The sequence below is a fragment of the Streptomyces sp. NPDC058685 genome (assembly GCF_042714725.1).
Taxonomy (GTDB): domain Bacteria; phylum Actinomycetota; class Actinomycetes; order Streptomycetales; family Streptomycetaceae; genus Streptomyces.
The window spans coordinates 113,613-140,375 of the sequence record NZ_JBHXSL010000015.1; the positions used below are offsets into that span (position 1 = coordinate 113,613).

Consider the following 26,763-nt stretch of genomic DNA (forward strand, 5'->3'; position numbering starts at 1 on the left):
GACCCTGACCGGGAAGCCCCCTTCTGTCCAGGATCGAGCGCCCCGGGCAGTTCGCGGCCGAACAGCCGTCCTCCACCCCCGTGGAACCGGCAAGGCGGCACCTACGGGATCACCGCGCCCACTGTGGTGTCCACGTCTCACCATGGCGCTGTTCGGACCGGAGGGAGCCGAGGTGGTCGCGGAGTGCGGTGAGGGCGGGATGCGGATTGTCGCCACGCCAGATCAGTGAGTGGGGATAGACCGGCGTGGGCCCGTGCACGAAGACGCGCCGCAGGTCGTCATCGGCCGGCCGGACGAACTCGGTCCGTTCACCCACGAAGGTCGCCAGCACCGAGGAGTCGGCGATCGTGTCCAGGAGCGGCTCGGTGCCGAAATCGGGACCGGTCGCCTCGATGGTGAGCCCGAACGCGGCGGCGAGATCCTCGTAGTAGGCGGCCCACTCGGTACCGGCGACGATGCCGGGCATCCAGATCCTGTGCCCGGCGAGCTGTGCGGGGGCGACCGCGTCGGCGGCGGCCAGCGCGTGGCCCGGCCCGGTGAGGAGGTGCAGAGGCTCGTCGAAGACCCGGACGGTCTCGACGCCTTCGGGAAGCCGGCGAGCGGGCAGGGTGACGGCGCGGAACGACGCGTCGATCGTGCCCGACCGGACGGCGGCGATCGCCGCGCCGGCGTCGAAGAGCGTCACCACGTCGAGCGCGATCCCCGGATGGGCACGGTGGAATCCGCGCATCAGACCTGCCGGCGCGAGCCGCCGGCCGATCACATCGACGCGCAGCGCACGACCGCCGGGCCGTACGGAAGCGGCCGCCCGCTCCTCGGCACGGAGCAGCTCGCGGGCGTGCGGCAGGAAGACCTGTCCGTCGAGGGTGAGCCGGGCGCCACGCGGCGTACGCGTGAACAGCCGGACGCCCAGAGCCTTCTCCAGCGCCGCGATGCGCTTGGAGACGGCCTGCTGCGTGATCGACAGATCCACGGCCGCCTCCTGGAACTGCCCCGCGTCGGCGACGGCGACGAACGTCCGTACGGCTTGGAGATCCACGCCGAACATCCTAGGCCGTGTGCTGGGAGTACAACTTCTGGTTGTGGCGCATGCTCCGCGCGGTTGTTTGATGCGCGGACCCGCTGCCGACTTTGATGTCGCCGGTCGGATGAGCGTGACGGGGAGCGGCAGCGAGGGGGGTGCTGGGCATGGGCGCCAGGCGGTCGCTGGGCCGGGAGTTCGCGTGGCTGTGGTCCGCGTACGCGATCAGCACCGCCGGTACACGGCTCGCGTTCGGCGCCTTCCCCCTGATCGCGATCCTCGTGCTGCACGCCGGGGCGGCGGAGGTCGCGGCGCTCGCCGCCGCGGGCCTGGCGGTGGGCGCGGCAGTGGCGGTGCCGCTCGGACCGTGGGTGGACTTCCGCCGCAAGCGGCCCGTCATGATCGCGATGGACCTGGCCCGCTTCGTCGCGTTGATCAGCATTCCCGTCGCGTTCGCGCTCGACCTGCTGACCTTCGGTCAGCTGCTCGTCGTCTCCGTCGTCGTCTCCGCCGCCGAGATCACCTTCGGGGCGGCCAGTGGGGCCTTCCTCAAGTCACTGGTGCCGCCGCAGGACCTCCTGGTCGCCAACGGACGGTTCGAGGCCACGACATGGACCGCCACCATGCTCGGACCGCCCGTCGGCGGAGCCGCCGTCGGCCTGTTCGGTCCCGTGCTGACCGTGCTCGTGGACGCGGTCAGTCACCTGCTGTCCGCAGCGGGGATCCGCGCGATCGGGAGCAAGGAGCCACCTCCCGCGGGCGCCGGCGCGCGAGCCCGCCCACGGGCCGGCGATCTGCTCGACGGATGGCGGCACATCCTGGCCGAACCGACTCTTCGTCCCCTGTTCTTCAACACGGTCCTCGTCAACGGCCTGATCATGGCCACCTCACCCCTGCTCGCCGTCCTGATGCTGGGCCGACTCGGCTTCGCGCCCTGGCAGTACGGCCTCGCCTTCGCCGCACCCTGCGTCGGCGGGCTGGTCGGCTCACGGCTGGCCCGCCGCCTCGTCGCCCGGTACGGGTCACACAGGGTCCTGTGCACCGCCGGCCGGCTGCGGGCGTGCTGGCTGCTCGGGCTGGCCTTCATCGGCCCCGGCGCCGGCGGGCTGCTGCTCGTGATGGCCGTCGAGCTCGGGCTGATCACCTGCATGGGAGTCTTCAACCCGGTGTTCGCCACCTATCGGCTCGACCACATCGCAACGGATCGCATCGCCCGCACGCTGTCCGCCTGGTCGGTCACCAGCAAGGCCACCATCGCGGTCATGACCGCCCTGTGGGGCCTGTTGGCAGACCTCGCAGGGCCGCGCACCGCACTCGCGATCGCGGGCCTCCTCGTGCTGGCCACGCCGCTCCTGCTCCCCCGGCAGAGCCTCACGGCAGACCGGGGACGGTGACCCGGGCGGAACGGGGGCCCCGGCTTCCTTCCAGGGTGCCCGCTATCCGATCCTGAATGAGCAACCCTTCAGGGTCCGTCCGCCGTCGTTGTCCGCGACCGCCTTGCCGTCGACCGTGATGAAGCAGGGTGCCGGTTTCTGCGTACCGTCGACGGACTTGATGGGCCCCGGGACGACCGACACCACATAGCCCGCCTTCCGTTCCGCGGCGGAGAGCCTGACCGTCTCCGTCTTCCGCCACGGCAGCGTCTGCTCGTCGAACCCGCTGGTGTCGGCGCGGTAGGTGATCGGCACCTTGCCCAGCCCCTCGACCGCGAGGGTCACCTCGTGGGACTCACCCGCATCGGCGGAGGACGGCGAGGCACTCCGCGACGTCTCGCTCCTGCCGCGGTTCTCGGTCTTCGTGGTCCCGCCGCCCGAGCACCCCGTCAGTCCTACAGCCACGAGCAGTGCCACAGCGGTCATCGACGTTCGCATACGTCCCGTTCCCGTGCTCTCGGTCCTGCCGTCCCTCAGGCAAGGGATCCGGCATCCGAAGATCCAAGCACGTGCGGCACGGCGCGAACGGTCATGAGCCGCGGTGGCGGGCGCCGTGTTCCCGGCGTCAGTCGTCGGACGAACCGGAGGACGCGCCGCTCTTGCTGCGACGGCTGAAGAGAACCGACAGGACGTCCGCGACAGCGGCGAGGACGATCAGGGTCACGCGACCGGCGTGGCGCATACGCGGAGAGGCCATGCGCCGCATCCTACGGTCCGGCCCCGCGCACTCCGGGAGAGGTGGCAGAGGGGGAGCCGGAGCGGGCGGCCCCTGCGCGCCCCGGACCTGATCCGTGTGCCGCCACGGCTCAACCTCACGCCCGTCATGCGCGTTCTGATCATGTAAGGAGGACAGTCTTGATTTTCGGCAATGTACTGGCGCTGCTCGTCCTGCGGGACAGCGAGCGGCTCACCGCAACCATCCGCGAGGCTCTCGCCTCGGCGCCGCCCGAGGAACGTGCGGGGCTGGAACGCGCCCTGGAGCTCGCCGGGCAGGTGCCCCACGTGACAGAGGCGGACCTGCGAACGGCATGGGTGCGCCGGCAGTTGGCATCGGCGGGCTTCACCGGCCCCCTCGGCTCGGTGGAGAGCGTGAGAGCCCTGCGCGGCACGGAGCCACGGCTCGGCCTGGCGCAGGCGGTCGAGTTGCTGAAGGAGGCCGCCGCCGAGGACTCGGCCGAGGCGGCACGCTGAGCGCGTCGTGCGTTGTGGTTCAGCCCCTTCCCGTTGCCGCCTTCTTGTCGTCACCGGGCGGGGCGAGACGAGGGCCAAGGGGCTTGTTATCGGATCATCCACATGCCTCCAGTCGGCCGTGCCCCTGCCGACGCGCGTATACCGTACGGACAGGGCGTACGAAGGGGGCCGTCGTCGTGAGCAGCGCGCAGCGGATCGAGGTCCGGCGGGAGCAGGTACTCGCCTACCGGGTGGCCGCCCACGGCTTCGACCGGGCCTCGGCCGCACCGGGGGTGCTCGACCTCGGGGTCCAGGACACTCCGTACGGCTCGGCCAGGCTCGCGCTCGCCGCGCGGGGCGCGTCCGCCGAGGCGCTGGAGCTCGTGTGGTCGTTCCGAGGGGCGCCGCATCTGCACAGGCGCGCGAGCCTTCCCGGCCTCGCCGCGGCGCTCTGGCCCGTCGGCGACACGGACGCGACGGCGCGGATCGACACCGCTGTGATCAAGGAAGGGGCGCGGCTCGGGGTCGAGGCCTTCCGGGTCACCGCCGAGGCGTTCCGCGACGCGGTCACCACCCCCATGGCCAAGGGAGAGGTGAGTACGGCGGTCAGCGCCGCCGTGCCCCCGTCGCTGACGTACTGGTGCGACCGGTGCGCCGCCCAGCACATCTCGGGGCTGCTCTTCCAGCAGGCCGGGCTCTTCGGCGCGATCGGGGTGCGTGCGGAAGGGGGCCGGACCGTTCTCGCTCCCCTTGAGCGGGGGTTTGCGGTGCCTGCCGAGGCGTCGGGCACCGCAGGGCTGGTGCGGGCGTACCTCCGCCGCCTCGGTCCCGCGACACCGGCCGAGGTGGCGAAGTACCTCGGTACGAAGCCGGCCGTGGTGAAGGCGCTGTGGCCGGACGATCTGGCCGAGGTGCAGGTCGAGGGACGGCGGTCGTGGCTGCCCGAGCCCGATCTCGACACCCTGGTCTCCGCGGAGTCGGAGTCCGCGGAGAGGCTCCACGGGCTCGTCCGCCTGCTGCCGCCCGGCGATCCGTTCCTCCAGGCGCGGGACCGGAGTCTTCTGGTGCCCGACAAGGACCGCGCGAAGGAGATCTGGCGGGCGATCGGCGGCCCGGGCGTCCTCCTGACCGGCTCGGAGATCGCCGGCACCTGGCGAGCCAAGGCCGCAGGCCGCAGGCTCGACCTCACGGTCACGTCGTTCGGGCCGTTGTCCGCAGCCGTACGCGCGGCCGTGGAAAGAGAGGCGGACACCGTGGCCTCGGCCCGCGGCGCGAGGGACGTCCGGCTGCTTTTCGCATAGAGCGCCGCCGCGCCGGGGAGCGTCCGCTCAGCTGCCCGGCCATCAGCGCGCCATCGCCAGTCCGGACGACGCGGCCGCGGCCGAGTCGTCCGACCGCTCCCGCACCTCCGGCCGGTCGGTCAGGACCCGCCGCGACCACGCCGGATGACCGCGGCCCGATGCATGCCGGAAGGCCGCGCAGACCCCCTCGTCACGGCCCTGGCCGCATCTCCCTCACCGCCCAGCAGGGCGACCGTCCACCACTCGCCCGCGGGCGGACCGCGCCCCGGTCCGGAGCCGGCGGCCCTCGAAGCCGCCCCGGCTCCCCCGGGCGCCCGTCCTGGCACGGCGCGGAAGCCCTGTTGTCGGCACACTGGTGGAGAAGACTCTCGGCGCCTCGACCCGCCTGTCGGGGTACCCGGCGAGACATGGTGTGCGCGGGTGGAAGGCGACCTCGGTGGCGTCAGACCGTTCGGAGGGTGATCAGGCTCCTGGACCGCTCTGGTCGGAGCCCGGGTCGCTTCTTGAACACGTGCCCGTGGCCGTCCTCGGCATCGACGAGGACAACCGCGTCTGCTATTGGGGCCCCGGCGCCGAGGGACTCTTCGGGCATGACGCCGCGGAGGTGCTGGGCAAGGCCGCCGCCGTCCTGTTCGCCGACGGCCCGGACGAGTCCCCCGGCCCGTCGGTCCGGCTGGCCGAACAGGGCCGCGCCCTGGGGTACTGGCGCGGCCGACTGCCGGCCCGGCACCGGAACGGCGAGGTCTTCGACTGCGGTTTCCGGGCCTTCCGCGTGATCGGTACCGACAGCGCGTCGATGGTCCTGGCTCTGGCCAGCCGGAGTGACGACCTCGACCGGGTGAAGACGAACCTGGCGTTCCTCGACTCCCTCTTCGAGACAACCCCCATCGGCCTGGTCATGCTCGACGACCGGCTGCGGTACGTCCACCTCAACCAGGCGCTCGCCGACATGGACGGTGTGTCCATCGAGGAGCACATCGGACGCCCGATGGAGGACACCATGATCACTTCCGACGGCGGCGCCTTCCAGCGGATGCTGCGCTCGGTCGCCGAGGAGGGACGGACCGTTGCCGGTGTTCTCGTGGGGCTGCGCACTCCCGGGCACCCGGATCTGGACCAGGTGCGGTCGGTGAGCCTCTTCCCGCTGAGCGCCGCGGTCGGTACACGGTCCGGGGTGGGTGGCCTGATGGTGGATGTGACCGACCGTGAGCAGGCCATCATGGAGGCCAGTGCCGCTCGCCGGCGCCTGGCTCTGCTGGCCCGGGCCACCGCCCGGATCGGCACCACCCTGGATGTGGAGGTCACCGCCAGGGAGGTGGTCGCCGCCGCGATGCCCGACTTCTGCGACGCCGCCGTGGTCGAAGTCGTGGAGTGGATGGACGAGCGAGCGGTGTTCGACCCCCAGCAGCCGCTCGTCACCCGCAGGATCGCCTCCGGCACGGTCCTTCCCCCACCGGCCGACGAGCTCGTGGGCGGGCTGGACCGGGTGATCTACCCGCCGGATTCGTCCATCCATCGGACGCTGCGGTCGGGCCGCCCCCTCTACGTCCCGGTCGACGACGAGTTCATGACCCGGACCGTCGTTCACCAGGCGCGTGCCAGGCTCCTGAAGGACAGCGGCCTGACCTGCCTCGTCATCGCCCCGCTCATCGCCCGCGGCACCGTCCAGGGCATCATCATGTTCGGGCGCGCCGCGGGCAGGCACGCCTTCGCCGACGAGGACCTCCGGCTGGCCGGCGAGCTGAGCTCCCGTGCCGCCCTCTGCCTGGACAACGCGCGTCTCTACAGCAGGGTGCAGGACATCGCCCTCACCCTCCAGCGCGCCCTTCTCCCCAGCGCGCTGGCGACCAGCCCGCATGTGCAGGTCGCCCACCGGTACGTGCCCGGCAGCCAGGTCACCGAGGTGGGTGGCGACTGGTACGACGTGATCGATCTGCCCGGCGACCGCGTAGCGCTGGTGGTCGGCGACGTGATGGGACACGGGGTCCGGGCCGCCGCGGACATGGGGCGGCTGCGTATCACCGCCAAGGCGCTGGCCAGGCACAACCACGAGCCGGCCGATCTGCTCGCCGAGCTCGACGCCTGCGCCCAGGAGGCGGGCATCGAGCTCGCGACGTGCCTCTACGTCTCGTACGACGCGGCGACCGGGCGAGCCCGCATCGCCAATGCCGGCCACCCTCCACCCCTCGTACGGCACCCCGACGGCAGGGTCGAGACCCTCAGCGAGGTCCTGGGTGTGCCCCTGGGGGTGGGCGGTCACCCGTTCCGGACGATCGAGACCGATCTCCCGGACGGCGCCATTCTCGCCCTGTACACCGACGGCCTCGTCGAGGTCCGCGGCCACGACATCGAAGAGGGCCTGGCCGCGGTACGAACGGAACTGCGGCAGGTGCCGGACCAGCTGGAAACCATGGCGGACCGCATGCTCTCGCGCCTGCTGCCCGACCCGCCGAGTGACGACACCGTGCTCGTCCTCGCCCGCGTGCGCCGGAGCGCCGCACCTGAGCGGTGAGGACCGGCCGCCGGAGCCACCACAGCTGATGGTGAGCGGGCCGCGGAGGCCTCCGGAGCGCCCAGGACGACGGCAGCGGGCCTCCGCGCGAACGGCACGCACCGGAATGAGCCACTGATCCGGTTTGTTCTGCTCCGGCATGGACGACGACACCGGAGCGGCCGCGAGCTCACCCGCACAGCGGAAGGCCGCGGCAGAGCTGATCGACGAAGCCCGCGCCAGTGGTCGGCACCTGATCGACTCCCTGACGCGCCTGTGGAACGGCGTCGTCGAAGCGTCGACCATGACCAACATCGACGACGAGCACGACCCGGAGGGCGCCACGGTCGCCTTCGAGCGCGCCCAGCTGCGGGACATGCTCACCCGGGCACGGGCCGATCTGGACGACCTCGACCGGGCGGCGGAGCGGGTGCGCACGGGCGCCTACTGGATCTGCGAGCGCTGTGGCGGCCCGATCGCCCCGGAGCGGCTCACCGCGCGCCCCACGACCAGGGTGTGTATCACCTGCGCGAACAAATCCACCCGCTGACGCGTATGACTCCGTGAGACGGATGCGGTGGCGCGACGCCGCGACGTGTAGAAAGGTCATGGCCGCCGAAAAGCCTCGAAACGCCCGGTTCGGACGATCATGCCGATGACCGTCCGTACGACTCCTGCAACGCGTGACGGAAGGTGTCCCATGTCGAAGCCACCGCTCCCCGACGAAGCAGTCGCCATGCTGACGAAGGCCAACCCGGCGGTCGTCACGACCCTGCGCTCGGACGGCCAGCCGGTGTCCACGGCCACCTGGTACCTGTGGGACGACGGCCGGGTGCTGATCAACATGGACGAGGGACGCAAGCGCCTGGAACACGTGCGGAACGACCCGCGTATCTCGCTCACCGTGCTCGACGAGGGCAACTGGTACACCCACCTCAGCATCATCGGCCGCGTCGCCGAGCTCGTCGAGGACAAGGAGCTGCTCGACATCGACAGGCTGGCCCAGCAGTACCTCGGCAAGCCGTACCCGCAGCGGGACCGCCGCCGGTTCAGCGCGTGGATCGAGATCGACCGCTGGCACGGGTGGGGCACCCTCAAGGACAACAGCCGGCCCGGGTGAGGCGCGACCGGCCGCGACGGGTGCGATGAGGAGCCTCCGGCGTCCACGTCGAACGCACGATCGCCCGTGCGTGCACACCGAGGGTTCGAACGTCCCTCCGGCAAGGCCGGTTCCGCCTCCCGACAAACCCTCCGGGGACTCTCCTGACCGGCGTGTACTGTGTGCCGCGCCGCCATACCGACGTTCCGGCAATCGTGATGGTTGCGCCGGGAGTTGCGCGGCAGGCTGTCACATTCGCCTCCCGGAGGAGTGTCCGTTCGATGACCCAGAACCGTCCCGATGGGCCCCAGTCCCCCGACGGCGAGAACACGGACGACCGCCGTCGTCCCGGACCGGCCCCCGAGGACGGGGCGGACACCGATAGCACGGAAGGTGACGGCGCCCAGGGAGATGCCGAGAGCGGCGACGGCAAGGCCGACCGCGTCACGGACGCGGGTCCCGCCAAGAAGCGCCTGATCGACTACCCCCGTCGCGGCAAGGCCGGGGTGCGCCGCTGGATACCCTCGTGGCGGCTCGTCGTCGGCACCTCCTTCGCCGTCGTCACCGCGACGGTGGGGGCCGCGACCGTCGCCTACGCGCTGGTGGAGGTCCCTGACCCGACCACGGCGGCCGAGGCGCAGAACAACGTCTACTACTGGGCCGACGGCACGCAGATGGCTGCCACCGGTGGAGAGATCAACCGCCAGATCATCGGCATCGATCAGATCCCGCAGGCCATGCAGAACGCGGTGATCTCGGCGGAGAACAAGACGTTCCGCACCGACGCGGGCGTGGACCCCATGGGGATCGGCCGCGCCGTGGTGAACATGGCCAAGGGCAGTGAGACCCAGGGCGGTTCCACCATCACCCAGCAGTACGTGAAGAACACCCGGCTCGGCGACCAGCCGAAGAGCGTGAGCCGTAAGGTCAAAGAGCTGTTCGTCTCCATCAAGGTCGGCGCCGACATGGACAAGTCGGAGATCATGGCCGGCTATCTCAACTCCGCCTACTACGGGCGGGATTCCTACGGCATCCAAGCCGCGGCCCGTACGTACTACGGCAAGAACGCCAGGGATCTGAACCCCAGCGAGTGCGCCTTCCTCGCCTCGCTGCTCAAGGGCGCGGTGTACTTCGATCCGGCCGGTTCCGTGGACGTCGATCCGGCGGCGACACCGGAGGCCAATCTGGCGCGGGTGACCGACCGCTGGAAGTGGGTCATGAGCGAGATGGTCAAGGACGGGCATCTGAGTGCTGCCGAGCGGGCGGACTACCCCAAGTTCCCGATGCCCCAGTCCATCTCCAAGGGGGCGCAGCTCGGCGGACAGGTCGGCTATCTCGTCGAACTCGCCAAGGCGAACGTCCTCAAGGACCAGACCCTCGGCCTCACCGCGGACGACCTGGCCCGCGGCGGCTACGAGATCCACACCACCTTCGACAAGAAGAAGGTCCAGCAGCTCGAGAAGGCGGTGCGAAAGGTCCACGCGGCCAACATCAAGCCCGGCAAGCGGCCGAAGACGGACACCCACGTCCAGTTCGGCGGTGCGTCGGTCGACCCGCGGACGGGAGCGATCGTCGCCGTCTACGGCGGTGAGGACGCGACCAAGCACTTCACCAACAACGCCGACGCGACGGGCGTCCCGGTCGGATCGACGTTCAAGACCTTCGTCCTGGCGGCCGCGCTGCGCGACGGTGTGCGCGACCCGCGGGGCGGCGCGACCCAAGGGAGTGCCGAGCGTGAGCCCGTCGATCCCGACAGGACCCTCTACAGCGGCCAGGACAAGCTCAGGATCAAGAACTGGGACGGATCGGTGTGGCTGACCGCCGAGGGCAAGGAGTGGCGGCAGACGAACGACGGCAACGAGTCGTACGGAAACGTCTCGCTGCGTGAGGCGATGGTCCGTTCGGCGAACTCACCGTTCGTGCAGCTGGGCATGGACGCCGGCATCCCCTCGGTGCGCAAGGCCGCCGTCGACGCCGGCCTTCTCGAGAACTCGCTCAACACGTCGGACGTCCCCTCGTTCTCCCTCGGCATCTCCTCCCCCAGCGCCATCCGCATGGCCGGGGCCTACGGCACCTTCGCGGCCGAGGGCGAGCAGCGTGAGCCGTACTCCGTCGAGAAGGTGAAGCGGATGGGCCGGGTGGTCTACGCGCACAAGGACGACCCCGAGCGGGCGTTCAGCGCCGCGGTCGCCGGCTCCGTGACCGATGTGCTCAAGGATGTCGTGGAGGACGAGGAGGGCACCGGCAGGAACGCGCGGCTGCCGGGGCGTGAGGTCGCGGGAAAGACGGGTACGACCGACGGCAACAAGTCCGCCTGGTTCGTGGGTTACACCCCGCAGCTGTCGACCGCGATCGACATGTACCGCCGCGACGACAACGAGAAGAACCAGAACGGCACGTTCCTGGAGATGTTCGGCACGGGTGGCCAGGCGAAGATTCACGGCGCCTCGTTCCCGTCGGAGATCTGGCGCACCTACATGACCGAAGCGCTCGAGGGCCAGAAGGTGTTGCGCTTCCCCGCCCCCGAGCAGCCCTGACGGCACGGCCGTTGTCCCTGCCCCACCGAGCCCGGCCGTCCCATCGGCTAACGGCTCGGTGACGGCGGGATTGCGGATCGGACGCGTGCCGGGCCCTTTCGGCCCACCGGGCGGTTGATCCGGCATGAGCGCTTGGGAGAGTGACCCGTCGCCGGTGGCCGGGGTTTCGGTCGTGACCGTCACCCGGCCGCCGGACTCACCGCCGCGCGGTGCCGAGGACGAGGGCGGCGCCGTGCGCACCGCCCCAGGAGACGTCCATGCCGTCCCCGCGTCGGACGCTCGGTTCCGGACGGCCGTGACCGACCTCCTGGTGGCACCCGTCCGGACGGCCTTTCTGTGCGTGGCCGCCGCCACGGTCGTCGCGGCCGTGCTCGTCGTGTGGTTCACCTGATGACGCCGGGAGATCAGCCCTCAGCCTCCGGCCCGTGGACCCGTCAGCGGCCTGCCGGTTCGGCGGGCCGGACGTTCTGGGTGGCGTGGAAGAGGTTGTGCGGATCGTAGGTCCGCTTGATCTCCGCCAGCCGGTCGAAATGGTCCCCGTAGGTGGCCCTGACCCGGTCCTGGCCCTCGTCCTCACCCAGGAAGTTCACATAGGAGCCGCCCATCGAGTACGGGCGGAGCGCCTCCTCGTACGCGGTGCACCACTCCTTGAGCGCCGGGGCGTTGGCGGGATCGGGGTCGATGCCGACGACGACACCGGACCAGAGGGCGTCCCGGTGGCTCCAGGCAGTGTCGTCCCTCCCGACACGGCCGGCGGCGCCGTCGACCGGATACAGGTGCATGGTCGACAGACCGGTGGGGAGGTTCTCTCCGTAGTGGAGGTGGACGTCGAGGGACTCGTCGGCGATGCGGTCGAAGAAGGCGCCGCGCCAGTACCACTGGAGTCCGCTCGGCAGCAGGTCGTCGAACATGCTCTGGAGCGCCGGGTAGGGCATCGGCGTCGTGAAGTGGAAGGCCGGGGTCCCGGCGTCGTTCACGGGCCGGAGCACCTCGTCCAGGCGGTCCGGGTCGCCGGTCCAGCACCACACCACCCCGCACATCTTCCGTCCGTGGATCTCCTCGGGGAACGGCGGGCCGGGCGGTACCGAGAGCAGGGCGAAGAAGCCGTTCAGGTCGTCCGCGGACTGCGGCAGGAACTCGCGGTACCACCGCAGCACCTCACGGGTCCGGTCGACCGGCCACAGGGTGATGGCGACGCCCACGGTGCTGACGGGATGCAGCCGGTAGCGGAACGAGGTGACGATGCCGAAGTTCCCGCCGCCTCCACGCAACGCCCAGAACAGATCGGGGTGCTCGCTCTCGCTCGCGGTGACGAAGCTGCCGTCCGCGAGGACGACGTCGGCGGAGACCAGGTTGTCGATGGTGAGGCCGTATTTGCGGGTGAGGTGGCCGTGGCCGCCGCCCAGGGTGAGTCCGCCGACGCCGGTCGTCGAGTTGATGCCCGAGGGGGTGGCGAGACCGAAGGCGTGGCCGGCGTGGTCGAGGTCGCCGAGCTGGCTGCCGCCGCCGACCAGGGCGGTCCGCGTGCCGGGGTCGATGTGCGTCCACCGTATGGGCGCCAGGTCGATGGTGACGCCTTCGTCCACCAGACACAGTCCGGGACCGCTGTGGCCGCCGCCTCTGACAGCGAGCTCGAGACCGCGGTCGCGTACGAAATCGACGGCGGCCATGGCATCGGCCACATCCGTGCACCGCGCAATGGCCGCGGGCCGACGGTCGATCATCCCGTTGTAGATCTTGCAGGCCTGCCCGTAGTCCAGGTCGTTCGGGCCGATGACCGGACCGCGCAGCGCTGTCCGCATCGCTTCCAGAGTGGTGTCGTCCATGACGATCTCCTACGGCGGGGCACGGACCGTGACCCGCCTGGCCTTCGGCTCTTCGCTCTCTCGGCTCTCCCGGCTGTTCCGCCGTCCGGCCGCAGCTTCCGAACACCCCGCCGTCGTGGTCCCCGCCGACGGGGTCATGGCCCGCAACCGACGTGCGGTCAGGGCATCTCAGATCTCCACATGGCTCGTACGTCCAGGGTCCCGCCGTCCGGGGACCGCCGCAAACCCCGGCGTCCCGCGATGCGCCCGCGCCGCCGGGAAAGAGCACCATGGAGGCATGGACGGACACATCGGCCGGATCAGCGGTCCGGCACGGGTGGCCGAGACCGACGAAGGCATCGGCCTGGAGGAACTGGCACTCGCCGCCCGGAACCACGGGCTGCCGCTGGAAGCCATGCGGGACGACGTGACCCCGCCCGGACTGCACTACGTACTGACCCACTACGACATTCCCGCCGCCGCCGAGGGGTGGGAGCTGAGCGTGCACGGGCTGGTCCGCACCGCGCTGACCCTCGGCATCGACGCCCTGCGGTCCTTCCCGGCCGTCACCCGCCGCGTGACGATGGAGTGCGCCGGCAACGGTCGCGCCCGCCTCTCACCGCGGCCGGTCAGCCAGCCGTGGCTGGTGGAGGCCGTCGGAACCGCCGACTGGACCGGTGTTCCCCTGCGGGTGCTGCTTGCCGAGGCGGAACCGGCGGCGGATGCCGTGGAGGCGGTGTTCACCGGCGCCGATCACGGCATCGAGCGGGGTGTCGAGCAGGACTACCGGCGGAGCCTGCCGCTGCCGGTGGCCATCGGCGACGACCCCGAGGTACTGGTGGCGTACGAGATGAACGGCTCTCCCCTGCCACCGCAGCACGGCCACCCCCTGCGGCTGGTGGTGCCCGGCTGGTACGGCATGGCGCACGTGAAATGGCTGCGCGACATCGACCTCACCGCAACGCCGTTCGAGGGTTTCCAACAGGCGGTGGCCTATCGCTACCGGCAGTCGGCCGACGAGCCCGGCGAGGCGGTCACCCGGATCGCCCCGCGGGCCCTGATGATCCCGCCGGGGTTTCCGGACTTCATGTCCCGCGCCCGCGTGCTGCGGCCCGGCCGCGTCCTCCTGGAGGGCCGGGCGTGGTCCGGCAGGGCACCGGTGACCGCGGTCGAGGTGAGCACCGACGACGGCCGAAGCTGGCGCGCGGCGGAACTGGACCCCCCGGACGGACACGACTGGGCCTGGCGGCGCTGGCGTACCTCATGGAACGCCGCACCCGGCAGGTATGTGCTGAGCGTCCGCGCCGGCGACGCCGAGGGCCACGTCCAGCCGCTGGCTCAGCCATGGAACCGCGGCGGCTTCGGCAACAACGCCGTCCAGCGGATTCCGGTCCTGTGCCTGCCGCCGGACTGATGCCCGCCGACGGGCCCGCCTCGGTGGGCCACCGGCTGCGGGAGGCCCCGCCTGCGCCCGAGGTGCGGTGAGCAGCGGCACTTCTAGAATGAATCTCGTACGCGCACCGTGCGTTGCGCACGCGCACCCTGCGTCCGATGAACCACGGTTGCATCAGGGAGCTGTGATGCCCAATCGTCCCGGTCGGTCAGGATGACCACCCCTGAGGATGAGCCGCGGAGCCCCTGGCCCCCGCCGATCGTGGTTCACCCCGTCATGGAGGGCGACCCGCCGTTCCGCTCCGTCGAGATCCACGGGGAACTGGCCGGTATCGCCCGCGATCTCGTGGAGTTGCTCGACCTCGCGTACAGCGCGGGGCTGAAGCACATCGACCTGGACGACCCCGCCCAGGTGAGATGGATCGGCGGCGCCAAGTACAAGTGGGTCCTCTGAAGCGGGTGCCCCGGCCCCCGGGCGAGCCGCCGCCCGGATGGCGGGCGGCGGCGGCGCGTCACAGGGACCGCGGCGTCAGTCGAGTGCGGCCGTGAGCGTGATCGTGGTGCCGGTGAGGGCCTTGCTCACCGGGCAGTTCACCTTGGCGTCCTCGGCCGCCGCCTTGAAGGCCGCCTCGTCCGTGCCCGCCACCTGACCCGTCACCGTGAGGTGGATGCCGGTGATCCCGGGGCCCGGCTCGAACGTCACCGCGGCCTTCGTCGTGAGCATCGTCGGAGGCGTACCGGCCTTCGTGAGGATGTTCGACAGGGCCATCGAGTAACAGCTGGAGTGGGCGGCGGCGATCAGCTCCTCCGGGCTCGTCCTCCCGTTCGGGTCCTCGGCACGAGAAGCCCAGGTCACGGGGAAGTGGCCGACGCCCGACGAGTCGAACGTGACCTCCCCGAATCCCTTGAGCAGTTCGCCTTCCCACTCGGTGTGCGCGTTGCGTGTGGTGGCCACGAAGAATGCCTCCTGTGTATGGACGACGTCTCCCCGATCGTCCGCCCTGCGGCGGCCGGACCGGGCCATCGACGCGCCGGGGCGCCGCTCTCCCCGAGGCGACGGCTGTGCGCCCGGGCAGGCGGACGCGGGCTGTACGCCGGGCGTCGGTGCGAGGGCTGTACGTGCCGCCAGGGGCCGTGGGCGGCCACCCGGGCCTCATGGGCGGGCGCTGCCGAGGGGGTCGACCGCGGGGGTCCGCCGGCCGGGGCCCCGTCCCACCGGATGCGGTGATCGTCGACTTCGCGCCCGGCGCCCGGCGGCTTAGCCTTGACGTATTGCCACGCCTGCCCCGGCCCCGCGCCGCTGGGCGGCATCCGGCGGCGGCTGAGGCAACCCGCGTCCACCCGCGATCGGCGGGCGGGCGGCAGGCAACGCCGACGAGAGGACTGGCCATGACCCCCTCGACCCCCGACGAGCACGGGCCCCCGACACCCTCCCCCGAGGAGCCGCCGTCCGCGGCGGACATGGCGGACACGCAGGCCGCGCTCATCGATCTCGCGAACAGCGTGGCCCTGCTGCCGCAGGCACCGCCGGTCGAAGGCGAGGAGGAACGCCCCGAGGGCGCCATCGCGCTGCCGGTGATCGAACAGGACGGCACGCGCTACATCCCGGTCTTCACCTCGGAGGACGCGCTGCTGGCGGTCGGCGGAGACCCCGGGAGCGCGGTGCGCATCCCCGTCGTCGACCTGGCCGCGAACTGGCCGGCGGACGATCTGTGGCTCGCGGTCAACCCGTCCTCGGAGGAGGGCCTCACTCTCCCGGCCGACCTCGTCCGCGCGCTCCCCATGGTCACACGGACCAACGGCCGACCCGGCATGCCGGAACAGGGCGGCGCGACGGCGTAGGCAGCGGGCCCGAGGAAGCACGTCGGCGGAACGCACGTCGGCGTCCGCGAGCCCGCACGGCACCCGGCCGTGCGACCGCATGGGAGCATGCCCGGCAGCGCACTGACGAAGAGGGCTTCCGGGAGGCCGCGGGCATGGATGTGACCACATGGGTGTGACCAACTGGGCAGGGAACATCACCTTTTCGACGGCTCGGCTGCACACCCCCGCATCGCTCGACGAACTGCGCACCCTGGTCGCCGGCAGCACGCAGGTGCGGGTCCTCGGCAGCGGACACTCGTTCAACGCGATCGCCGACGTCGACGGCCCGGGAGGGACTCTGCTGTCCCTCGGGCGGCTCCCGTCCTCCGTGGAGGTCGACACGGCGGCCCGTACGGTGCGCGTCGGCGGCGGTGTGCGGTACGCGGAACTGGCACAGGTGGTCCACGGGCACGGCCTGGCGCTGCCCAATCTGGCCTCGCTCCCGCACATCTCGGTGGCGGGCTCGGTCGCCACCGGCACACACGGTTCCGGCAACGCCAACCGTCCGCTGTCATCGGCGGTGAGCGCCGTGGAACTGGTCACCGCCGACGGCTCCTCGCTCGTGATGCGCCGCGACGACGCCGGTTTCGAGGGCGCTGTGGTCTCGCTCGGCGCCCTCGGAGTCGTCACCGCGCTGACGCTCGATCTGGAGCCGGCGTTCGAGGTGAGCCAGCACGTCGTCACCGATCTCCCGCTGGCAGGGCTGGACTTCGAGGCGGTGAGCGCGGCGGCGTACAGCGTGAGTCTCTTCACCGACTGGCGCGATTCCCGCTTCACGCAGGCATGGTTCAAACGGCGCTCCGACGGACCGCCTCTCGACGCATCCGGCGTTCCTCCGGCCGCCGCGGCGACGCAACAACTGCACCCCGTACCCGGCATGCCCGCGGTCAACTGCACGCCGCAGCTGGGGGCACCGGGGCCGTGGCACGAGCGACTGCCGCATTTCCGCGCCGAGTTCACCCCGAGCAGCGGCGCCGAACTCCAGTCGGAGTATCTGCTCCCCCGGTCCGACGCCCTCGCCGCGCTGCGGCAGCTGGACTCCGTACGCACATCGCTGGCCCCGGTCCTCCAGATCTGCGAGGTACGCACGGTCGCCGCGGACACCCAGTGGCTCAGCCCGGCCGAGGGCCGCGACACGGTCGCCTTCCATTTCACCTGGGTCCCGGACGCAGCGGTGGTCCTGCCGGTGGTCGCCCTGGTCGAAGAACGGCTGTCGCCTTTCGCGCCCCGACCGCACTGGGGCAAGGTCTTCGGCGTTCCGCCGGCGGAACTGGCGGCGCGCTACCCCCACTTGGCTGACTTCGCGGCGCTCGCGGCGAGACTGGATCCGGCCGGGACCTTTCGCAACGCGTTCGTACGGGGGTGCCTGGCGGGTCTCGGCTGACCCGGCACTCGGGGCAGCGTGGGCCGGGTGTGCCCCCCGTCCCGCAGAGCAGCACTCCAATGGCCGTACTGCCGTTGCAGCCGTTTCCCCAGCGCCGCACGATGAAAGCGCCATTGTTCCTCGCTCGTGCGAGCAGCCTGTCGGGAGCCTTCGGATGCCCAGTGATGCGCGGACGAAGGCCTGCCCGAGCGCACAACCCGATATGCCGGGAAGCACGGTCCTCGGAATCGTCGAGGGCACTGCGGATGACCCGGAAGTCCGGTATCTGGCAAGCCCGGTGCCGGCTGCCGCCGAGATCACGTCACTGGCGGGTGACCTTCTCCCCACCGAAGTGTTCCGCTTTTCGGCCGATTGTGTGGAGAGCAACTGCCGGCACTTCGACGGTCGGGACTGCTCCCTGGCGAAACGGATCACCGCGGTGCTTCCCCCGGTGATCGATGTGCTGCCACGGTGCCACGCGCGCCCCTCATGTCGCTGGTGGCATCAGGAGGGCGCGGCCGCGTGTTTCCGCTGCCCCCAGGTCGTGACCACGACGGTCTGGCCGACGCCGGAACAGATGACAGTCGCGGAGCCGTCCCAGACAGGAGAGACCCATGCCTCGTAAGAGTGAGCCGGTCGTCGGCGTCGAGGATTTCCTTGCCGCGGTGATGCGGGCCGTGTCCCGCGCCGAGGAGGCCGGAGGGGCGGGTCCGGACGGACCCGTCGACCGTCAGGCCGTCCTCGCGCGCAGACCGATCGTCACGGTCGGTCTGACCTACCAGTCCGCGCACGGGGCCGATGACGTGCTGCTCCGCGATGCCGAGCCGTCCCGGGACGGAACGCTGGACAACGTGCGACTGCACCTCACGCACGAAGACGCCACCCGGGCCGAGCGCATCGCGGCGAGCGTCCAGCAGGTGCCGTTCCAGGAGAACATCGCACAGGTGTGGCTGCGGGAGAAGGGAGCGGCGGACCGGCTCGCCGCAAGCCTCGACGCCCTCGGAGCCGTGGCCGACTCGGAAGTCGAGTTCGCGTCCGGTCTGGTGGGGCAGCTCGATGACTCCGTGCTCGAGAACCTCATGCTCACGGCAGGGGTGGCACCGCACAACATGTCCACGCTCATCGGGGTCGCGACCGACCAGAACCTCGGTCTGGGCGAGCTGCTGACCCGCAACAGCGTGAGGGACGACGGTGTGGGGAACGGCGAAACCGTGCTGGGGACGGCCTTCCAGCGGGGCGCCGGGATGGCCCTGATGGGAGCCGGCCTGCTGGGCGTGGCCGGCGTGACGGGATCCCCCGTGGCTGCGGGAGCCGGCGTGGTGCTCGTGGTCGTCGGTGCGGCGCTGATGCTCCAGTAGGCCAGAGCCGCTGGGACGCCTGCCGGGCGCCCACGCCCGAGGTGTGTCAGCGGGCGCGGCGGATGCGGATCGGGCCGCGGGCCTCTGCCGGTTCGACGGGTCGTCCGGCCTGGGTGATCTCCACCTCGCCGGCCGCGACCAGCCGCCGGGCCGCGTCCCGGGCCGGCTCCATCAGCGCACGCCAGCCGTCGTCGTCCCCTCGGTACACGGCCCGCGCGGCGTCCGAGGGACAGATGCTCGCAGTCGGGCTGCGCTGCTCCAGCAGATCGAGGATGGCGTGCTCCAGACGCCGGTCGATCGGTTGTTCGCTGTCCGTCACAGTGCCAGTGTGGCAGGCTCCCCGTGCCGGGGGCCCTCTCGCGGGGCCGTGGTCCCCGCGGCTGGCCATCGGCAGTTTCGCGCCGAAAGGTCGGCTCGGGAGCCGCATGGGACACCGGTTCGCTCACCCCGCGCGCCCCGGCTGACACGAGCGCGTCAGGCTTCCTTGCCGTAGTCAGGCCTGGCCACGACGAGATGGTCGGCCACGGACTCCAGCCAGCGGCCCACGGAGAGTGGAGCCGGTGGCTCGACCTCCATACCGAGTTCGGCCACACCCACCGCGTACTCGTGCTCCTCGAGATCCAGAGCCAGCAGTTCATGGATCTCGCCGCCCAGCCGCGCGGTCAGGTGCGGATCGGTCGACGCCTTGTAGTCGCGTACGGCGGCATCGTGATCGCTGAACTCGTCCGGCCTCAATCAATTGTGAAGCCCCAGAAGATGCCGACTTCCTCTGCGGAAACGGCGATGACGCCACAGTCCATCACGTGCTCGGTAAAGCCTTCGCAGGAGCCCTCTCGGTGGAACATGTCCGCATGGGGATTGTCTCGCGCTGCCGACATATTAGTGAAGTACAGAGCGTCCCGCCCGAACCTTTCCAGGACTACGCCGGCATGCGACATCAGCTGATGCTCCCGCGCAGCGATCTCGGGAATCTCCTCCACTTGGAACCAGTCACCCATGAGAGAAACCATGAGTTGCTCGGCTCCCTTCCTGGAAACAGGAAAGGCAGAGTTGTAATCGGCCGGCATGACAGCAACAAACGGATTCGTCAGGCCGGTGCCGTATTGACCGCCCCCCGGCGCCATGATCATCCTCGGCCAACCGCGCGGGTCGTCCGTCTTCAACTGCATGACATCGAGGGCGTCCAGTCGCCAGTCCTCGTGCCGCCGCGCCCCCACGGCCGCGAACATACCCACCCCGAACAGGGCACGCAGGGAGTCGCTCCACGACGCTTTCTCCACCTGGGTCACATCCTTCTCTCGCCCCTCGCTACACGTTGAACGCACTAGGGGTGCTGGGTCTTGTCCGTGGGCATAGAAGTGAGAACGACGAACGGCGGATGGCTGCCTGGGTTGGGCCTCAACACGACCCACACATTCGTGACATCACGCGCGGCGGCGTCGCCTCGGTTCCACGGGCGTCCAACGACGTGGATGGCCCAACGGCCGACCACCGGGCCGGCGTCGAGCACCGTCGAACCCCCCTCAGACCGACTTCACCCCCGACACCCGCGCCCCGTGAATCGCCCCCGCCGTCCGGGCCAGCGGTGTGCCCGTACCGCCCCAGCGCAGGGCCACGATCTCCGCCGCCACCGAGACCGCCACCTCCTCCGGTGTGCGGGCGCCGAGGTCGAGGCCGATCGGTGAGTGGAGGCGGGCCAGTTCGTCCTCCGTCAGGCCCCGCTCCCGCAGGCGGGCCATGCGGTCCTCGTGGGTGCGCCGGCTGCCCATGACGCCGATGTACGAGGCCGGTGAGCGCAGGGCCACCTCCAGGAGCGGTACGTCGAACTTGGGGTCGTGGGTGAGCACGCACAGCACCGTACGGTCGTCCGTTCCGGTCGTGCGCAGATAGCGGTGCGGCCAGTCGACAACGACCTCGACGCCGTCGGGGAAACGTCGTGGGTCCGCGAAGACCGGGCGGGCGTCGCACACCGTGACCCGGTAGCCGAGGAAGGCGCCGATGCCCGCGACCGCGGCCGCGAAGTCGATCGCGCCGAAGACCAGCATCCGCGGTGGCGGGGCGAAGGAGTGCAGGAAGACCGTGACGTCGTCCACGCGCCGTTCGCCGTGCGGGCCGTAGTGGCGCCGCCCGGTCGCGCCCTGGGCCAGTTCGCCGCGGGCGTCGTCGGTGACCGCCGCGTCGAGTCCCGTGGCGCCCAGCGAGCCCGACACGCCGTCCGGCCACACGGCGAGGGTTGCGCCACGTGCGGCGGGGCCGTCGACGACGGTGGCGACCACCACGGGGCGGTGGCCGGCGACCGACGCCGCGACCTCGCCGAAGGACGGGTCGGTGGCCGCCGACACCGGGCGTACGAGGACGGTGATCTCACCCCCGCAGGTGAGGCCCACGGCGAACGCGTCCTCGTCGCTGTATCCGAAGGTCTCCAGCCGGGCCCGGCCGCTCTCGGCGACTTCCTTGGCGAGTTCGAAGACCGCGCCCTCGACGCATCCCCCGGAGACACTGCCGACGACCTGGTCGTCCGGTCCCACCGCCATCGAGGCACCGGGACCCCGGGGGGCGCTGCGGCTGACGGCGACGACGGTGGCGAGACCGAAGGTGGCGCCGGCCTCGTACCACTGACGGAGCGTCGGGAGGATCTCACGCATGGGCCGCACCTCTCACCACGGCCGCCGGTCGTTCCGGCGCGGCCGTCCCGGCGCCGCTCGATGCCGCGACGGGACCCGCGGTGCCGGGCAACCCGGCGGCGGGGGCAGCAGAGAGCAGCCGTTCCGCTCTCACAGACGCCACCTTAGGACCGGCCGCGAGGGCGCGCGAGCCGTTGCTCAGCGGTGATCCACCAGGCGCCCCGGCTCCGTTACGCCCTGGGCTGATCCCTCTCCCGCTTCCCGAGGTGTGGATGTAATCTGAATTACATGATCACTCAAGAGCAGGAACAGGTGCTGCGGGGCTGGTTCGCCGGGCGACTGCCCGACGGGCTCTTCACCGAGCTCCTGGAAGTGACGGTGGACCGCGAGGAGATCACCGTCGTCGGCCGGATACCCGAGCCGGAGCTCGCCGACGACGTCTCACCCGCGGAACGGGAAGCGGCGCGGGAAGGCCGTGCCGCGGAGTTCAGGGAGCGCACCCGCGACGACCGGGTGCAGGTCGCACGGCAGGCGGAGCGGAAGTTCGGGCGCAAGGTCTCGTGGGGCGTCGAGTGCGGCGGCCTGCGGACCATGTTCACGACCGTCTCCGCGCCGACGATGACCCGGCTGCGCCAGCCGGAGCGGCAGCTCCTGGACACACTGATCGCCGCGGGTGTGGCCCGCAGCCGCAGCGATGCCCTCGCCTGGTGCGTCCGTCTGGTCCAGCGCAACGCGGACACCTGGCTGACCGATCTGCGCGACTCGCTCAGGCATGTCGAGGAGGTACGGGAACAGGGGCCCGACCGCGCCTGAGGGCTGTCCGACCGCGCCTGGGGTCCGCCGGGGGTGGGGTCGCGCGACGGGCCCGACGCGGCCGAGACTGTTCGCGTCAGGCGAGACCGTTCTCGTCAGGACAGGTGCGACGCGGACGCCGGAGCCGGCCGATCCCCCGGGCCGCTCCGGTGTCCGCCGCGCCGCGCAGGCGGACCAGCTCTCCCCCGGAGGACCTGATGCACGACGGCGCGATCGTTCTTCGGCGCCGACGCGGTACGCATCGCGCTGCCCATGGCCTCGGCCATCGCCGCCGTCCAACAGGCTCTGCGCGACGGGCTGGACCCGGAGTCCGATCCCGCCCGGTCCGTGGTCCCCGTCGAGCACGGACAGCTGTTGCTGATGCCGTCGCAGACCGGCCGCTATGCGGGCGTCAAGATCGCCTCCGTCGCGCCGGCCAACCCGGACCGCGGACTCCCCCGCATCCAGGGCAGCTACCTGCTGCTGGACGCCGGGACACTCGCTCCGGTCGCCGTGCTCGACGGGATCGCCCTGACCGCCGTACGCACCGCGGCGGTGTCCGCCGCCGCGGCGGACCTGCTCGCCGCGCCCGACGCGGAACGCCTGGTCGTCTTCGGTACCGGCCCCCAGGCCCACAGTCATGTCGAGGCCCTGCGGGCGATCCGGCCGCTGCGGCACATCACGGTCGTCGGCCGCGACCCGCAGCGACTGGCGCGCTTCCTGGGACAGTACGAGGCAGCAGCGGACGTGGTCGTCGAGGCGGGGACCGCGGACGCGGTGGCGGGCGCGGACCTGGTGGCCTGCTGCACCACGGCCCGTGCTCCCTTGTTCGACGGGTCGGCACTGCCCGCGCGGGCGACGGTCGTCGCCGTCGGTTCCCATGAGCTCGACGCACGCGAGGTGGACGACGAGACCGTGCGCCGCTCGACCGTGGTGGTGGAGGCGCGGACCGCCGCGCTCCGCGAGGCCGGTGATGTCGTGCTCGCGGTCGAGTCGGGGGCGCTGCATGCGGACGAGCTCGTGACCTTCGCCGGGCTCGCGCGGGGTGAGGCACGGGTCGACGGCTCCCGGCCGCGGCTGTTCAAGAGCGTCGGGATGGCATGGGAGGACCTGGTCCTGGCGGGCGTGGCGTACGAGGCTCTGCGCAACTGACCGCGCGGTCAACGGCGTTGGCCGACTCGGCCGCCGGGCCGCCGGCCCGTCCCGGACGTGCGCACCGGCGTCTGCCGCCCCGGCACATCGCCGACGCGCCCGAGCGTTCCGCGCATCACGGGCGCCGCCGCCGAAACCGTCGGACAACCGGGCCTCCCGACCGGGCAGTTGAGGGCCTCACCGCACCGGCGGCGTCTGTTCCCACGGTTTCGGTTTCTTTTATTGACAGCGGAAATTAACTCACCTACGTTTCCCGCCATGCCGTCGACGTACCGTGTGGAGACGTTCCCGGTGGCCACCCCGGCCGCCTCCGCCGTCTTCATCACCGTGCTCTCCCAGGGCCCGCTCACCCGGGTCGAACTCGCCCGCCGCACCGGGCTCTCCTCCGCCGCCGTGACCAAGGCGGTCCGCCCGCTGATGGAGGCGGGCTACGTGATCGAGACCGAGGACGACGGGGTGCGCGCATCGGTCGGGCGTCCCGCCAATCCCGTGCAGGTCGACGGCGGCCGGGCCCTGTTCATCGGCGTCAAGGTGACCGGCGACGAGGTCATCGCCGTCCTGACGGATCTGTGCTGCCGCATCAGGACCGCGCGCCACGCACCGATCACCACGCAGCGGCCGACCGATGTCATCGGGCTCATCACCGCGCTGACCGAGGAGTTGGTCGCCGAGGCGCAGGGCTACGGCGTCGCGGTGCAGGGGGTCGGCGTCGCCGTGTCCGGGGATGTCGACCGCTCCGCCGGGATCGTGCACTACTCCCCCTTCCTCGGCTGGCGCGACATCGCGCTGGCCGAACTGATGTCGGCGGCGACAGGGCTCCCGGTCACCGTCGACAACGATGTCCGTGCCCTGACGATCGCCGAGCAATGGTTCGGCGGAGGCGTCGGATGCGCGAACTTCGCCGTCGTCACGGTCGGCGCCGGTATCGGCTGCGGACTCGTGGTCGGCGGCCGTGTGGTCTCCGGTTCGCACGGGGTGGCCGGTGAGATCGGCCATCTCCCGATCGACCCTCGGGGGCCGGTCTGTCACTGCGGCAACACCGGCTGCGTCGAGGCGATCGCCTCGGACTCCGCGATTCTGCGCCGCATCCGGGAGGACACCGGCCGGCCCGTGGCCGACTCCGCCGAAGCCCTGGAACTGGCCCGTGCGGGTGCCGCGGGCGCCCGGGAGGCGTACGCCCGGGCCGGTGAGGCGATCGGGCGGGCGATCGGGGCCGTGGTCAATCTGCTCGGACCCGAGCGCGTGATCATCTCGGGCGAGGGACTCGCGGCGTACGACCTGTTCGCCGAGCACATTCGTGACGCCTTCGGGGCGGCGGCCTTCGGGGCCGCCGCCCGGTGCGAGGTGACGACCCGTCCGCTGCCCTTCGAGGAATGGGCCCGGGGGGCCGCGGCCGCCGCGATTCAGACGTTCATCGGATCCGAACCCCGATAGGAGCCCCATGCTGTCCCCCGCAGCGTTCACCTCAGGAGCCGTGGCACTCGCCGTCGCCACGGCCCTCACCTCGGCCGCGCCCCCCACCGGAACCACGGCGTCGGCACCGAGACCGGCCGCCGCCGTCCCCGCCGCGCCCGTGTCCCAGCCGCAGGAAGCCCCCGCACAGGACGCCCTCGCGCAGAAGCCGTACATGGGATGGACCAGTTGGTCCATGCAGTCCAGCAAGTACCCCGGTCTCAACCCGCGGGGTGACTACAGCTATCTGACCGAGGCCAACGTCATCAAGCAGGCGGACGCCATGGCCGCCAAGCTGAAGCCCTACGGCTACGAGTACGTCAACATCGACGCCGGCTGGTGGCGCGACTGGCAGTGGAAGCCGCACTTCGACGCGTACGGGCGGCAGCAGGCCGACCCGGAGCGCTTCCCGAGCGGGATGAAGGCGGTGGCCGACCGTCTGCACCGCAAGGGCCTCAAGGCGGGCATCTATCTGCCGGTCGGCCTGGAGAAGGAGGCGTACGGCGAGGGCAGAGTGCCCATCTGGAACGCCCCCGGCTGCACCACCGGCGACATCGTCCACGGCGATCTGCGCACCACCAACGGCTGGGACAGCGCCTACAAGATCGACTTCTCGCAGGCGTGCGCCCAGAAGTACATCGACTCCCAGGCGCAGTTGTTCGCCGACTGGGGCTACGACTTCCTGAAGATCGACGGCGTCGGCCCCGGCTCCTTCAAGAGCGGGGACAACTACGACAACCGCGCGGACATCGCCGCGTGGAAGCAGGCCGTCGCCACCGCCGGACGCCCCATCCATCTCGAACTCTCGTGGTCGCTGGATGTCGACTACATAGCCGACTGGAAGAAGTCCTCCAACGGCTGGCGTATCGACACGGATGTCGAGTGCTACTGCAACACGCTGGTGACGTGGGACAACTCCGTCGAGGACCGGTGGCGCGACACTCCGGCGTGGACCCGGCACGGGGGCCCCGGCGGTTTCAACGACCTGGACTCCCTGAACGTCGGCAACGGTGCGATGGACGGGCTGACCAAGGCCGAGCGCCAGAGCTACATGACCCTGTGGGCGATCTCCAAGTCCCCGCTGTACACCGGGGACGACATCACCCGGCTGGACTCCTACGGCCTCTCCCTCCTCACCAACCGCGAGGTGCTGAAGCTCAATCAGCAGCCCTCCCCGGCGGCCCGGCCGGTGACCGCCGGCGACAGCCAGGTGTGGGGCGCGAAGAACCCGGACGGGACGTACACGGTCGCCCTGTTCAACCTGGGTGACACCCCGGCGGCGGTCACGGCCGACTGGTCGAGCCTCGGCTTCGGCGGCCGGGCCTCCGTACGGGACGTGTGGAACAAGGAGAACCTCGGCCGGTACAACGGCGGGATCACCCAGGCCGTACCGGCCCACGGCTCACGGCTGTTCGTCGTCCAGCCGGGCGGTCCGGCCCCGGCGATGACGGCCTACGAGGCGGAGGACCCGGCCAACACGCTCGCCGGCAGCGCGTCCGTCGCCGGCTGCGACGAGTGCTCGGGCGGCAAGAAGGTCGGCAACCTGTACGTCGGCGGCTCGCTCCGCTTCAACGAGGTCGTCGTCAAGAAGGCCGGAACCTATGTCCTCAACGTCGCCTACACCTCCGGAGACCCGCGGCAGATCCGGGTCGGCGCGAACGGCGCGCCGGGTGCCGCCTGGGACTTCCCGTCCAGCGGCGGCTGGGGCGCGGCCGAGAGGATCAGCGTGCCCGTGACGCTGAAAGCCGGCAGCAACACGATCACGTTCGACAGCGGTTCCGGCTACTCGCCCGACATCGACCGGATCGACGTCCCGCAGCAGCAGCGGTCCTGAACCGGCGGCCGGGGGCGGCTGGCCCCCCCCGCCCCCCCCGCCGCCCCCGCCGCCACCCCCCCCCCCCCCCCCCCCC

Annotated in this window: 27 protein-coding genes; 18 read left to right on the forward strand and 9 right to left on the reverse strand. The window is 71.2% G+C overall.

Annotated elements, in window-relative coordinates; all coding sequences use genetic code 11:
• Positions 1-109: 109 nt before the first annotated feature.
• Positions 110-1,039, reverse strand: coding sequence for a LysR family transcriptional regulator (locus tag ACFWU3_RS15790; protein ID WP_384436831.1), 930 nt, complete (start codon positions 1,037-1,039; stop codon positions 110-112).
• A 149-nt stretch (positions 1,040-1,188) separates the two neighbouring features.
• Between ACFWU3_RS15790 and ACFWU3_RS15795 the strand changes: the two genes are divergently transcribed.
• Positions 1,189-2,415 carry an MFS transporter gene (locus ACFWU3_RS15795; RefSeq protein ID WP_384436834.1) on the forward strand — a complete coding sequence of 409 codons (1,227 nt, stop codon included), beginning with the start codon at positions 1,189-1,191 and terminating at the stop codon, positions 2,413-2,415.
• 42 nt (positions 2,416-2,457) lie between these two features.
• On the opposite strand, the gene ACFWU3_RS15800 is transcribed toward ACFWU3_RS15795, so the two are convergent.
• Both ACFWU3_RS15800 and ACFWU3_RS15805 read right to left on the reverse strand, forming a co-directional pair.
• On the reverse strand, positions 2,458-2,880 hold the full coding sequence (locus ACFWU3_RS15800) for a hypothetical protein (RefSeq protein WP_384436837.1): 423 nt from the start codon (positions 2,878-2,880) through the stop codon (positions 2,458-2,460).
• A gap of 139 nt (positions 2,881-3,019) precedes the next feature.
• The gene (locus ACFWU3_RS15805) at positions 3,020-3,151 is read right to left on the reverse strand and encodes a hypothetical protein (protein ID WP_384436840.1); all 132 of its coding nucleotides are present in this window, start codon (positions 3,149-3,151) and stop codon (positions 3,020-3,022) included.
• A gap of 158 nt (positions 3,152-3,309) precedes the next feature.
• Between ACFWU3_RS15805 and ACFWU3_RS15810 the strand changes: the two genes are divergently transcribed.
• From ACFWU3_RS15810 to ACFWU3_RS15840, 7 genes are all read left to right on the forward strand, one after another.
• Positions 3,310-3,645, forward strand: a complete 336-nt coding sequence (locus ACFWU3_RS15810) for a hypothetical protein (protein ID WP_384436843.1) — start codon at positions 3,310-3,312, stop codon at positions 3,643-3,645.
• A gap of 176 nt (positions 3,646-3,821) precedes the next feature.
• On the forward strand, positions 3,822-4,925 hold the full coding sequence (locus ACFWU3_RS15815; RefSeq protein WP_384436846.1) for a DNA glycosylase AlkZ-like family protein: 1,104 nt from the start codon (positions 3,822-3,824) through the stop codon (positions 4,923-4,925).
• Between the two features lie 436 nt (positions 4,926-5,361).
• A complete protein-coding gene (locus tag ACFWU3_RS15820; protein ID WP_384436849.1) occupies positions 5,362-7,437 on the forward strand; it encodes a SpoIIE family protein phosphatase in 2,076 nt (691 codons plus the stop codon).
• A 139-nt stretch (positions 7,438-7,576) separates the two neighbouring features.
• Complete coding sequence (locus ACFWU3_RS15825) at positions 7,577-7,966, forward strand: TraR/DksA family transcriptional regulator (protein ID WP_384436852.1); 390 nt, start codon at positions 7,577-7,579, stop codon at positions 7,964-7,966.
• Positions 7,967-8,116: 150 nt separating this feature from the next.
• The gene (locus ACFWU3_RS15830) at positions 8,117-8,536 is read left to right on the forward strand and encodes a PPOX class F420-dependent oxidoreductase (RefSeq protein ID WP_384436855.1); all 420 of its coding nucleotides are present in this window, start codon (positions 8,117-8,119) and stop codon (positions 8,534-8,536) included.
• 260 nt (positions 8,537-8,796) lie between these two features.
• On the forward strand, positions 8,797-11,052 hold the full coding sequence (locus tag ACFWU3_RS15835) for a transglycosylase domain-containing protein (protein WP_384436858.1): 2,256 nt from the start codon (positions 8,797-8,799) through the stop codon (positions 11,050-11,052).
• A 124-nt stretch (positions 11,053-11,176) separates the two neighbouring features.
• A complete protein-coding gene (locus tag ACFWU3_RS15840; RefSeq protein ID WP_384436861.1) occupies positions 11,177-11,443 on the forward strand; it encodes a hypothetical protein in 267 nt (88 codons plus the stop codon).
• Positions 11,444-11,486: 43 nt separating this feature from the next.
• Here ACFWU3_RS15840 and ACFWU3_RS15845 read toward each other — a convergent pair whose 3' ends face one another.
• Positions 11,487-12,878 (reverse strand): FAD-binding oxidoreductase, encoded by a 1,392-nt coding sequence (locus ACFWU3_RS15845; RefSeq protein WP_384436864.1) that lies wholly within the window; start codon positions 12,876-12,878, stop codon positions 11,487-11,489.
• Positions 12,879-13,155: 277 nt separating this feature from the next.
• Between ACFWU3_RS15845 and ACFWU3_RS15850 the strand changes: the two genes are divergently transcribed.
• Positions 13,156-14,271, forward strand: a complete 1,116-nt coding sequence (locus tag ACFWU3_RS15850) for a sulfite oxidase (protein WP_384436867.1) — start codon at positions 13,156-13,158, stop codon at positions 14,269-14,271.
• Between the two features lie 192 nt (positions 14,272-14,463).
• Positions 14,464-14,703, forward strand: coding sequence for a hypothetical protein (locus ACFWU3_RS15855; RefSeq protein ID WP_384436870.1), 240 nt, complete (start codon positions 14,464-14,466; stop codon positions 14,701-14,703).
• Between the two features lie 75 nt (positions 14,704-14,778).
• Here ACFWU3_RS15855 and ACFWU3_RS15860 read toward each other — a convergent pair whose 3' ends face one another.
• Positions 14,779-15,204, reverse strand: a complete 426-nt coding sequence (locus ACFWU3_RS15860) for an OsmC family peroxiredoxin (RefSeq protein WP_384436873.1) — start codon at positions 15,202-15,204, stop codon at positions 14,779-14,781.
• A 434-nt stretch (positions 15,205-15,638) separates the two neighbouring features.
• Here ACFWU3_RS15860 and ACFWU3_RS15865 point away from each other — a divergent pair, with 434 nt between their 5' ends.
• The 4 genes from ACFWU3_RS15865 (at position 15,639) to ACFWU3_RS15880 (ending at position 18,833) form a co-directional block, all read left to right on the forward strand.
• Positions 15,639-16,091, forward strand: a complete 453-nt coding sequence (locus ACFWU3_RS15865; RefSeq protein WP_384436876.1) for an SseB family protein — start codon at positions 15,639-15,641, stop codon at positions 16,089-16,091.
• Between the two features lie 148 nt (positions 16,092-16,239).
• A complete protein-coding gene (locus ACFWU3_RS15870) occupies positions 16,240-17,496 on the forward strand; it encodes an FAD-binding protein (protein WP_384436878.1) in 1,257 nt (418 codons plus the stop codon).
• Positions 17,497-17,650: 154 nt separating this feature from the next.
• On the forward strand, positions 17,651-18,100 hold the full coding sequence (locus ACFWU3_RS15875; RefSeq protein WP_384436881.1) for a hypothetical protein: 450 nt from the start codon (positions 17,651-17,653) through the stop codon (positions 18,098-18,100).
• Positions 18,090-18,833, forward strand: coding sequence for a hypothetical protein (locus ACFWU3_RS15880; RefSeq protein ID WP_384436884.1), 744 nt, complete (start codon positions 18,090-18,092; stop codon positions 18,831-18,833). Before ACFWU3_RS15875 ends, ACFWU3_RS15880 begins: the two co-directional genes overlap by 11 nt.
• A gap of 46 nt (positions 18,834-18,879) precedes the next feature.
• Here the strand turns inward: ACFWU3_RS15880 and ACFWU3_RS15885 are convergent, their stop codons facing one another.
• The 4 genes from ACFWU3_RS15885 to ACFWU3_RS15900 form a co-directional block, all read right to left on the reverse strand.
• On the reverse strand, positions 18,880-19,152 hold the full coding sequence (locus tag ACFWU3_RS15885) for a DUF3253 domain-containing protein (protein WP_384436887.1): 273 nt from the start codon (positions 19,150-19,152) through the stop codon (positions 18,880-18,882).
• A gap of 155 nt (positions 19,153-19,307) precedes the next feature.
• A complete protein-coding gene (locus ACFWU3_RS15890; RefSeq protein ID WP_384436890.1) occupies positions 19,308-19,568 on the reverse strand; it encodes a contact-dependent growth inhibition system immunity protein in 261 nt (86 codons plus the stop codon).
• The gene (locus tag ACFWU3_RS15895) at positions 19,565-20,122 is read right to left on the reverse strand and encodes a hypothetical protein (protein WP_384436893.1); all 558 of its coding nucleotides are present in this window, start codon (positions 20,120-20,122) and stop codon (positions 19,565-19,567) included. The genes ACFWU3_RS15890 and ACFWU3_RS15895 overlap by 4 nt, the downstream gene beginning before the upstream one ends.
• Before the next feature lie 234 nt (positions 20,123-20,356).
• Positions 20,357-21,478: an XdhC family protein gene (locus tag ACFWU3_RS15900; RefSeq protein WP_384436896.1), complete on the reverse strand. Its 1,122-nt coding sequence runs from the start codon at positions 21,476-21,478 to the stop codon at positions 20,357-20,359.
• A gap of 267 nt (positions 21,479-21,745) precedes the next feature.
• On the opposite strand from ACFWU3_RS15900, the gene ACFWU3_RS15905 reads away from it, so the two are divergent.
• The 4 genes from ACFWU3_RS15905 (at position 21,746) to ACFWU3_RS15920 (ending at position 26,687) form a co-directional block, all read left to right on the forward strand.
• Positions 21,746-22,270, forward strand: coding sequence for a hypothetical protein (locus tag ACFWU3_RS15905; RefSeq protein WP_384436899.1), 525 nt, complete (start codon positions 21,746-21,748; stop codon positions 22,268-22,270).
• A gap of 240 nt (positions 22,271-22,510) precedes the next feature.
• A complete protein-coding gene (locus ACFWU3_RS15910; protein ID WP_384436919.1) occupies positions 22,511-23,401 on the forward strand; it encodes an ornithine cyclodeaminase family protein in 891 nt (296 codons plus the stop codon).
• A gap of 258 nt (positions 23,402-23,659) precedes the next feature.
• Positions 23,660-24,835 (forward strand): ROK family protein, encoded by a 1,176-nt coding sequence (locus tag ACFWU3_RS15915; RefSeq protein ID WP_384436902.1) that lies wholly within the window; start codon positions 23,660-23,662, stop codon positions 24,833-24,835.
• Positions 24,836-24,842: 7 nt separating this feature from the next.
• Positions 24,843-26,687, forward strand: coding sequence for an alpha-galactosidase D (locus ACFWU3_RS15920; RefSeq protein WP_384436905.1), 1,845 nt, complete (start codon positions 24,843-24,845; stop codon positions 26,685-26,687).
• The last annotated feature ends 76 nt before the right edge of the window (positions 26,688-26,763 follow it).

Excerpts from the sequence above, each read along its gene's own strand:
- ACFWU3_RS15835 (WP_384436858.1), top strand. The coding sequence starts at position 8,797 with ATGACCCAGAACCGTCCCGATGGGCCCCAGTCCCCCGACGGCGAGAAC.
- ACFWU3_RS15880 (WP_384436884.1), top strand. The coding sequence starts at position 18,090 with ATGCCTCGTAAGAGTGAGCCGGTCGTCGGCGTCGAGGATTTCCTTGCC.
- ACFWU3_RS15875 (WP_384436881.1), top strand. The coding sequence starts at position 17,651 with ATGCCCAGTGATGCGCGGACGAAGGCCTGCCCGAGCGCACAACCCGAT.
- ACFWU3_RS15905 (WP_384436899.1), top strand. The coding sequence starts at position 21,746 with ATGATCACTCAAGAGCAGGAACAGGTGCTGCGGGGCTGGTTCGCCGGG.
- ACFWU3_RS15805 (WP_384436840.1), bottom strand. The coding sequence starts at position 3,151 with ATGGCCTCTCCGCGTATGCGCCACGCCGGTCGCGTGACCCTGATCGTC.
- ACFWU3_RS15840 (WP_384436861.1), top strand. The coding sequence starts at position 11,177 with ATGAGCGCTTGGGAGAGTGACCCGTCGCCGGTGGCCGGGGTTTCGGTC.
- ACFWU3_RS15920 (WP_384436905.1), top strand. The coding sequence starts at position 24,843 with ATGCTGTCCCCCGCAGCGTTCACCTCAGGAGCCGTGGCACTCGCCGTC.
- ACFWU3_RS15830 (WP_384436855.1), top strand. The coding sequence starts at position 8,117 with ATGTCGAAGCCACCGCTCCCCGACGAAGCAGTCGCCATGCTGACGAAG.
- ACFWU3_RS15845 (WP_384436864.1), bottom strand. The coding sequence starts at position 12,878 with ATGGACGACACCACTCTGGAAGCGATGCGGACAGCGCTGCGCGGTCCG.
- ACFWU3_RS15855 (WP_384436870.1), top strand. The coding sequence starts at position 14,464 with ATGACCACCCCTGAGGATGAGCCGCGGAGCCCCTGGCCCCCGCCGATC.
- ACFWU3_RS15900 (WP_384436896.1), bottom strand. The coding sequence starts at position 21,478 with ATGCGTGAGATCCTCCCGACGCTCCGTCAGTGGTACGAGGCCGGCGCC.
- ACFWU3_RS15865 (WP_384436876.1), top strand. The coding sequence starts at position 15,639 with ATGACCCCCTCGACCCCCGACGAGCACGGGCCCCCGACACCCTCCCCC.
- ACFWU3_RS15870 (WP_384436878.1), top strand. The coding sequence starts at position 16,240 with ATGGGTGTGACCAACTGGGCAGGGAACATCACCTTTTCGACGGCTCGG.
- ACFWU3_RS15800 (WP_384436837.1), bottom strand. The coding sequence starts at position 2,880 with ATGACCGCTGTGGCACTGCTCGTGGCTGTAGGACTGACGGGGTGCTCG.
- ACFWU3_RS15825 (WP_384436852.1), top strand. The coding sequence starts at position 7,577 with ATGGACGACGACACCGGAGCGGCCGCGAGCTCACCCGCACAGCGGAAG.
- ACFWU3_RS15795 (WP_384436834.1), top strand. The coding sequence starts at position 1,189 with ATGGGCGCCAGGCGGTCGCTGGGCCGGGAGTTCGCGTGGCTGTGGTCC.
- ACFWU3_RS15850 (WP_384436867.1), top strand. The coding sequence starts at position 13,156 with ATGGACGGACACATCGGCCGGATCAGCGGTCCGGCACGGGTGGCCGAG.
- ACFWU3_RS15915 (WP_384436902.1), top strand. The coding sequence starts at position 23,660 with ATGCCGTCGACGTACCGTGTGGAGACGTTCCCGGTGGCCACCCCGGCC.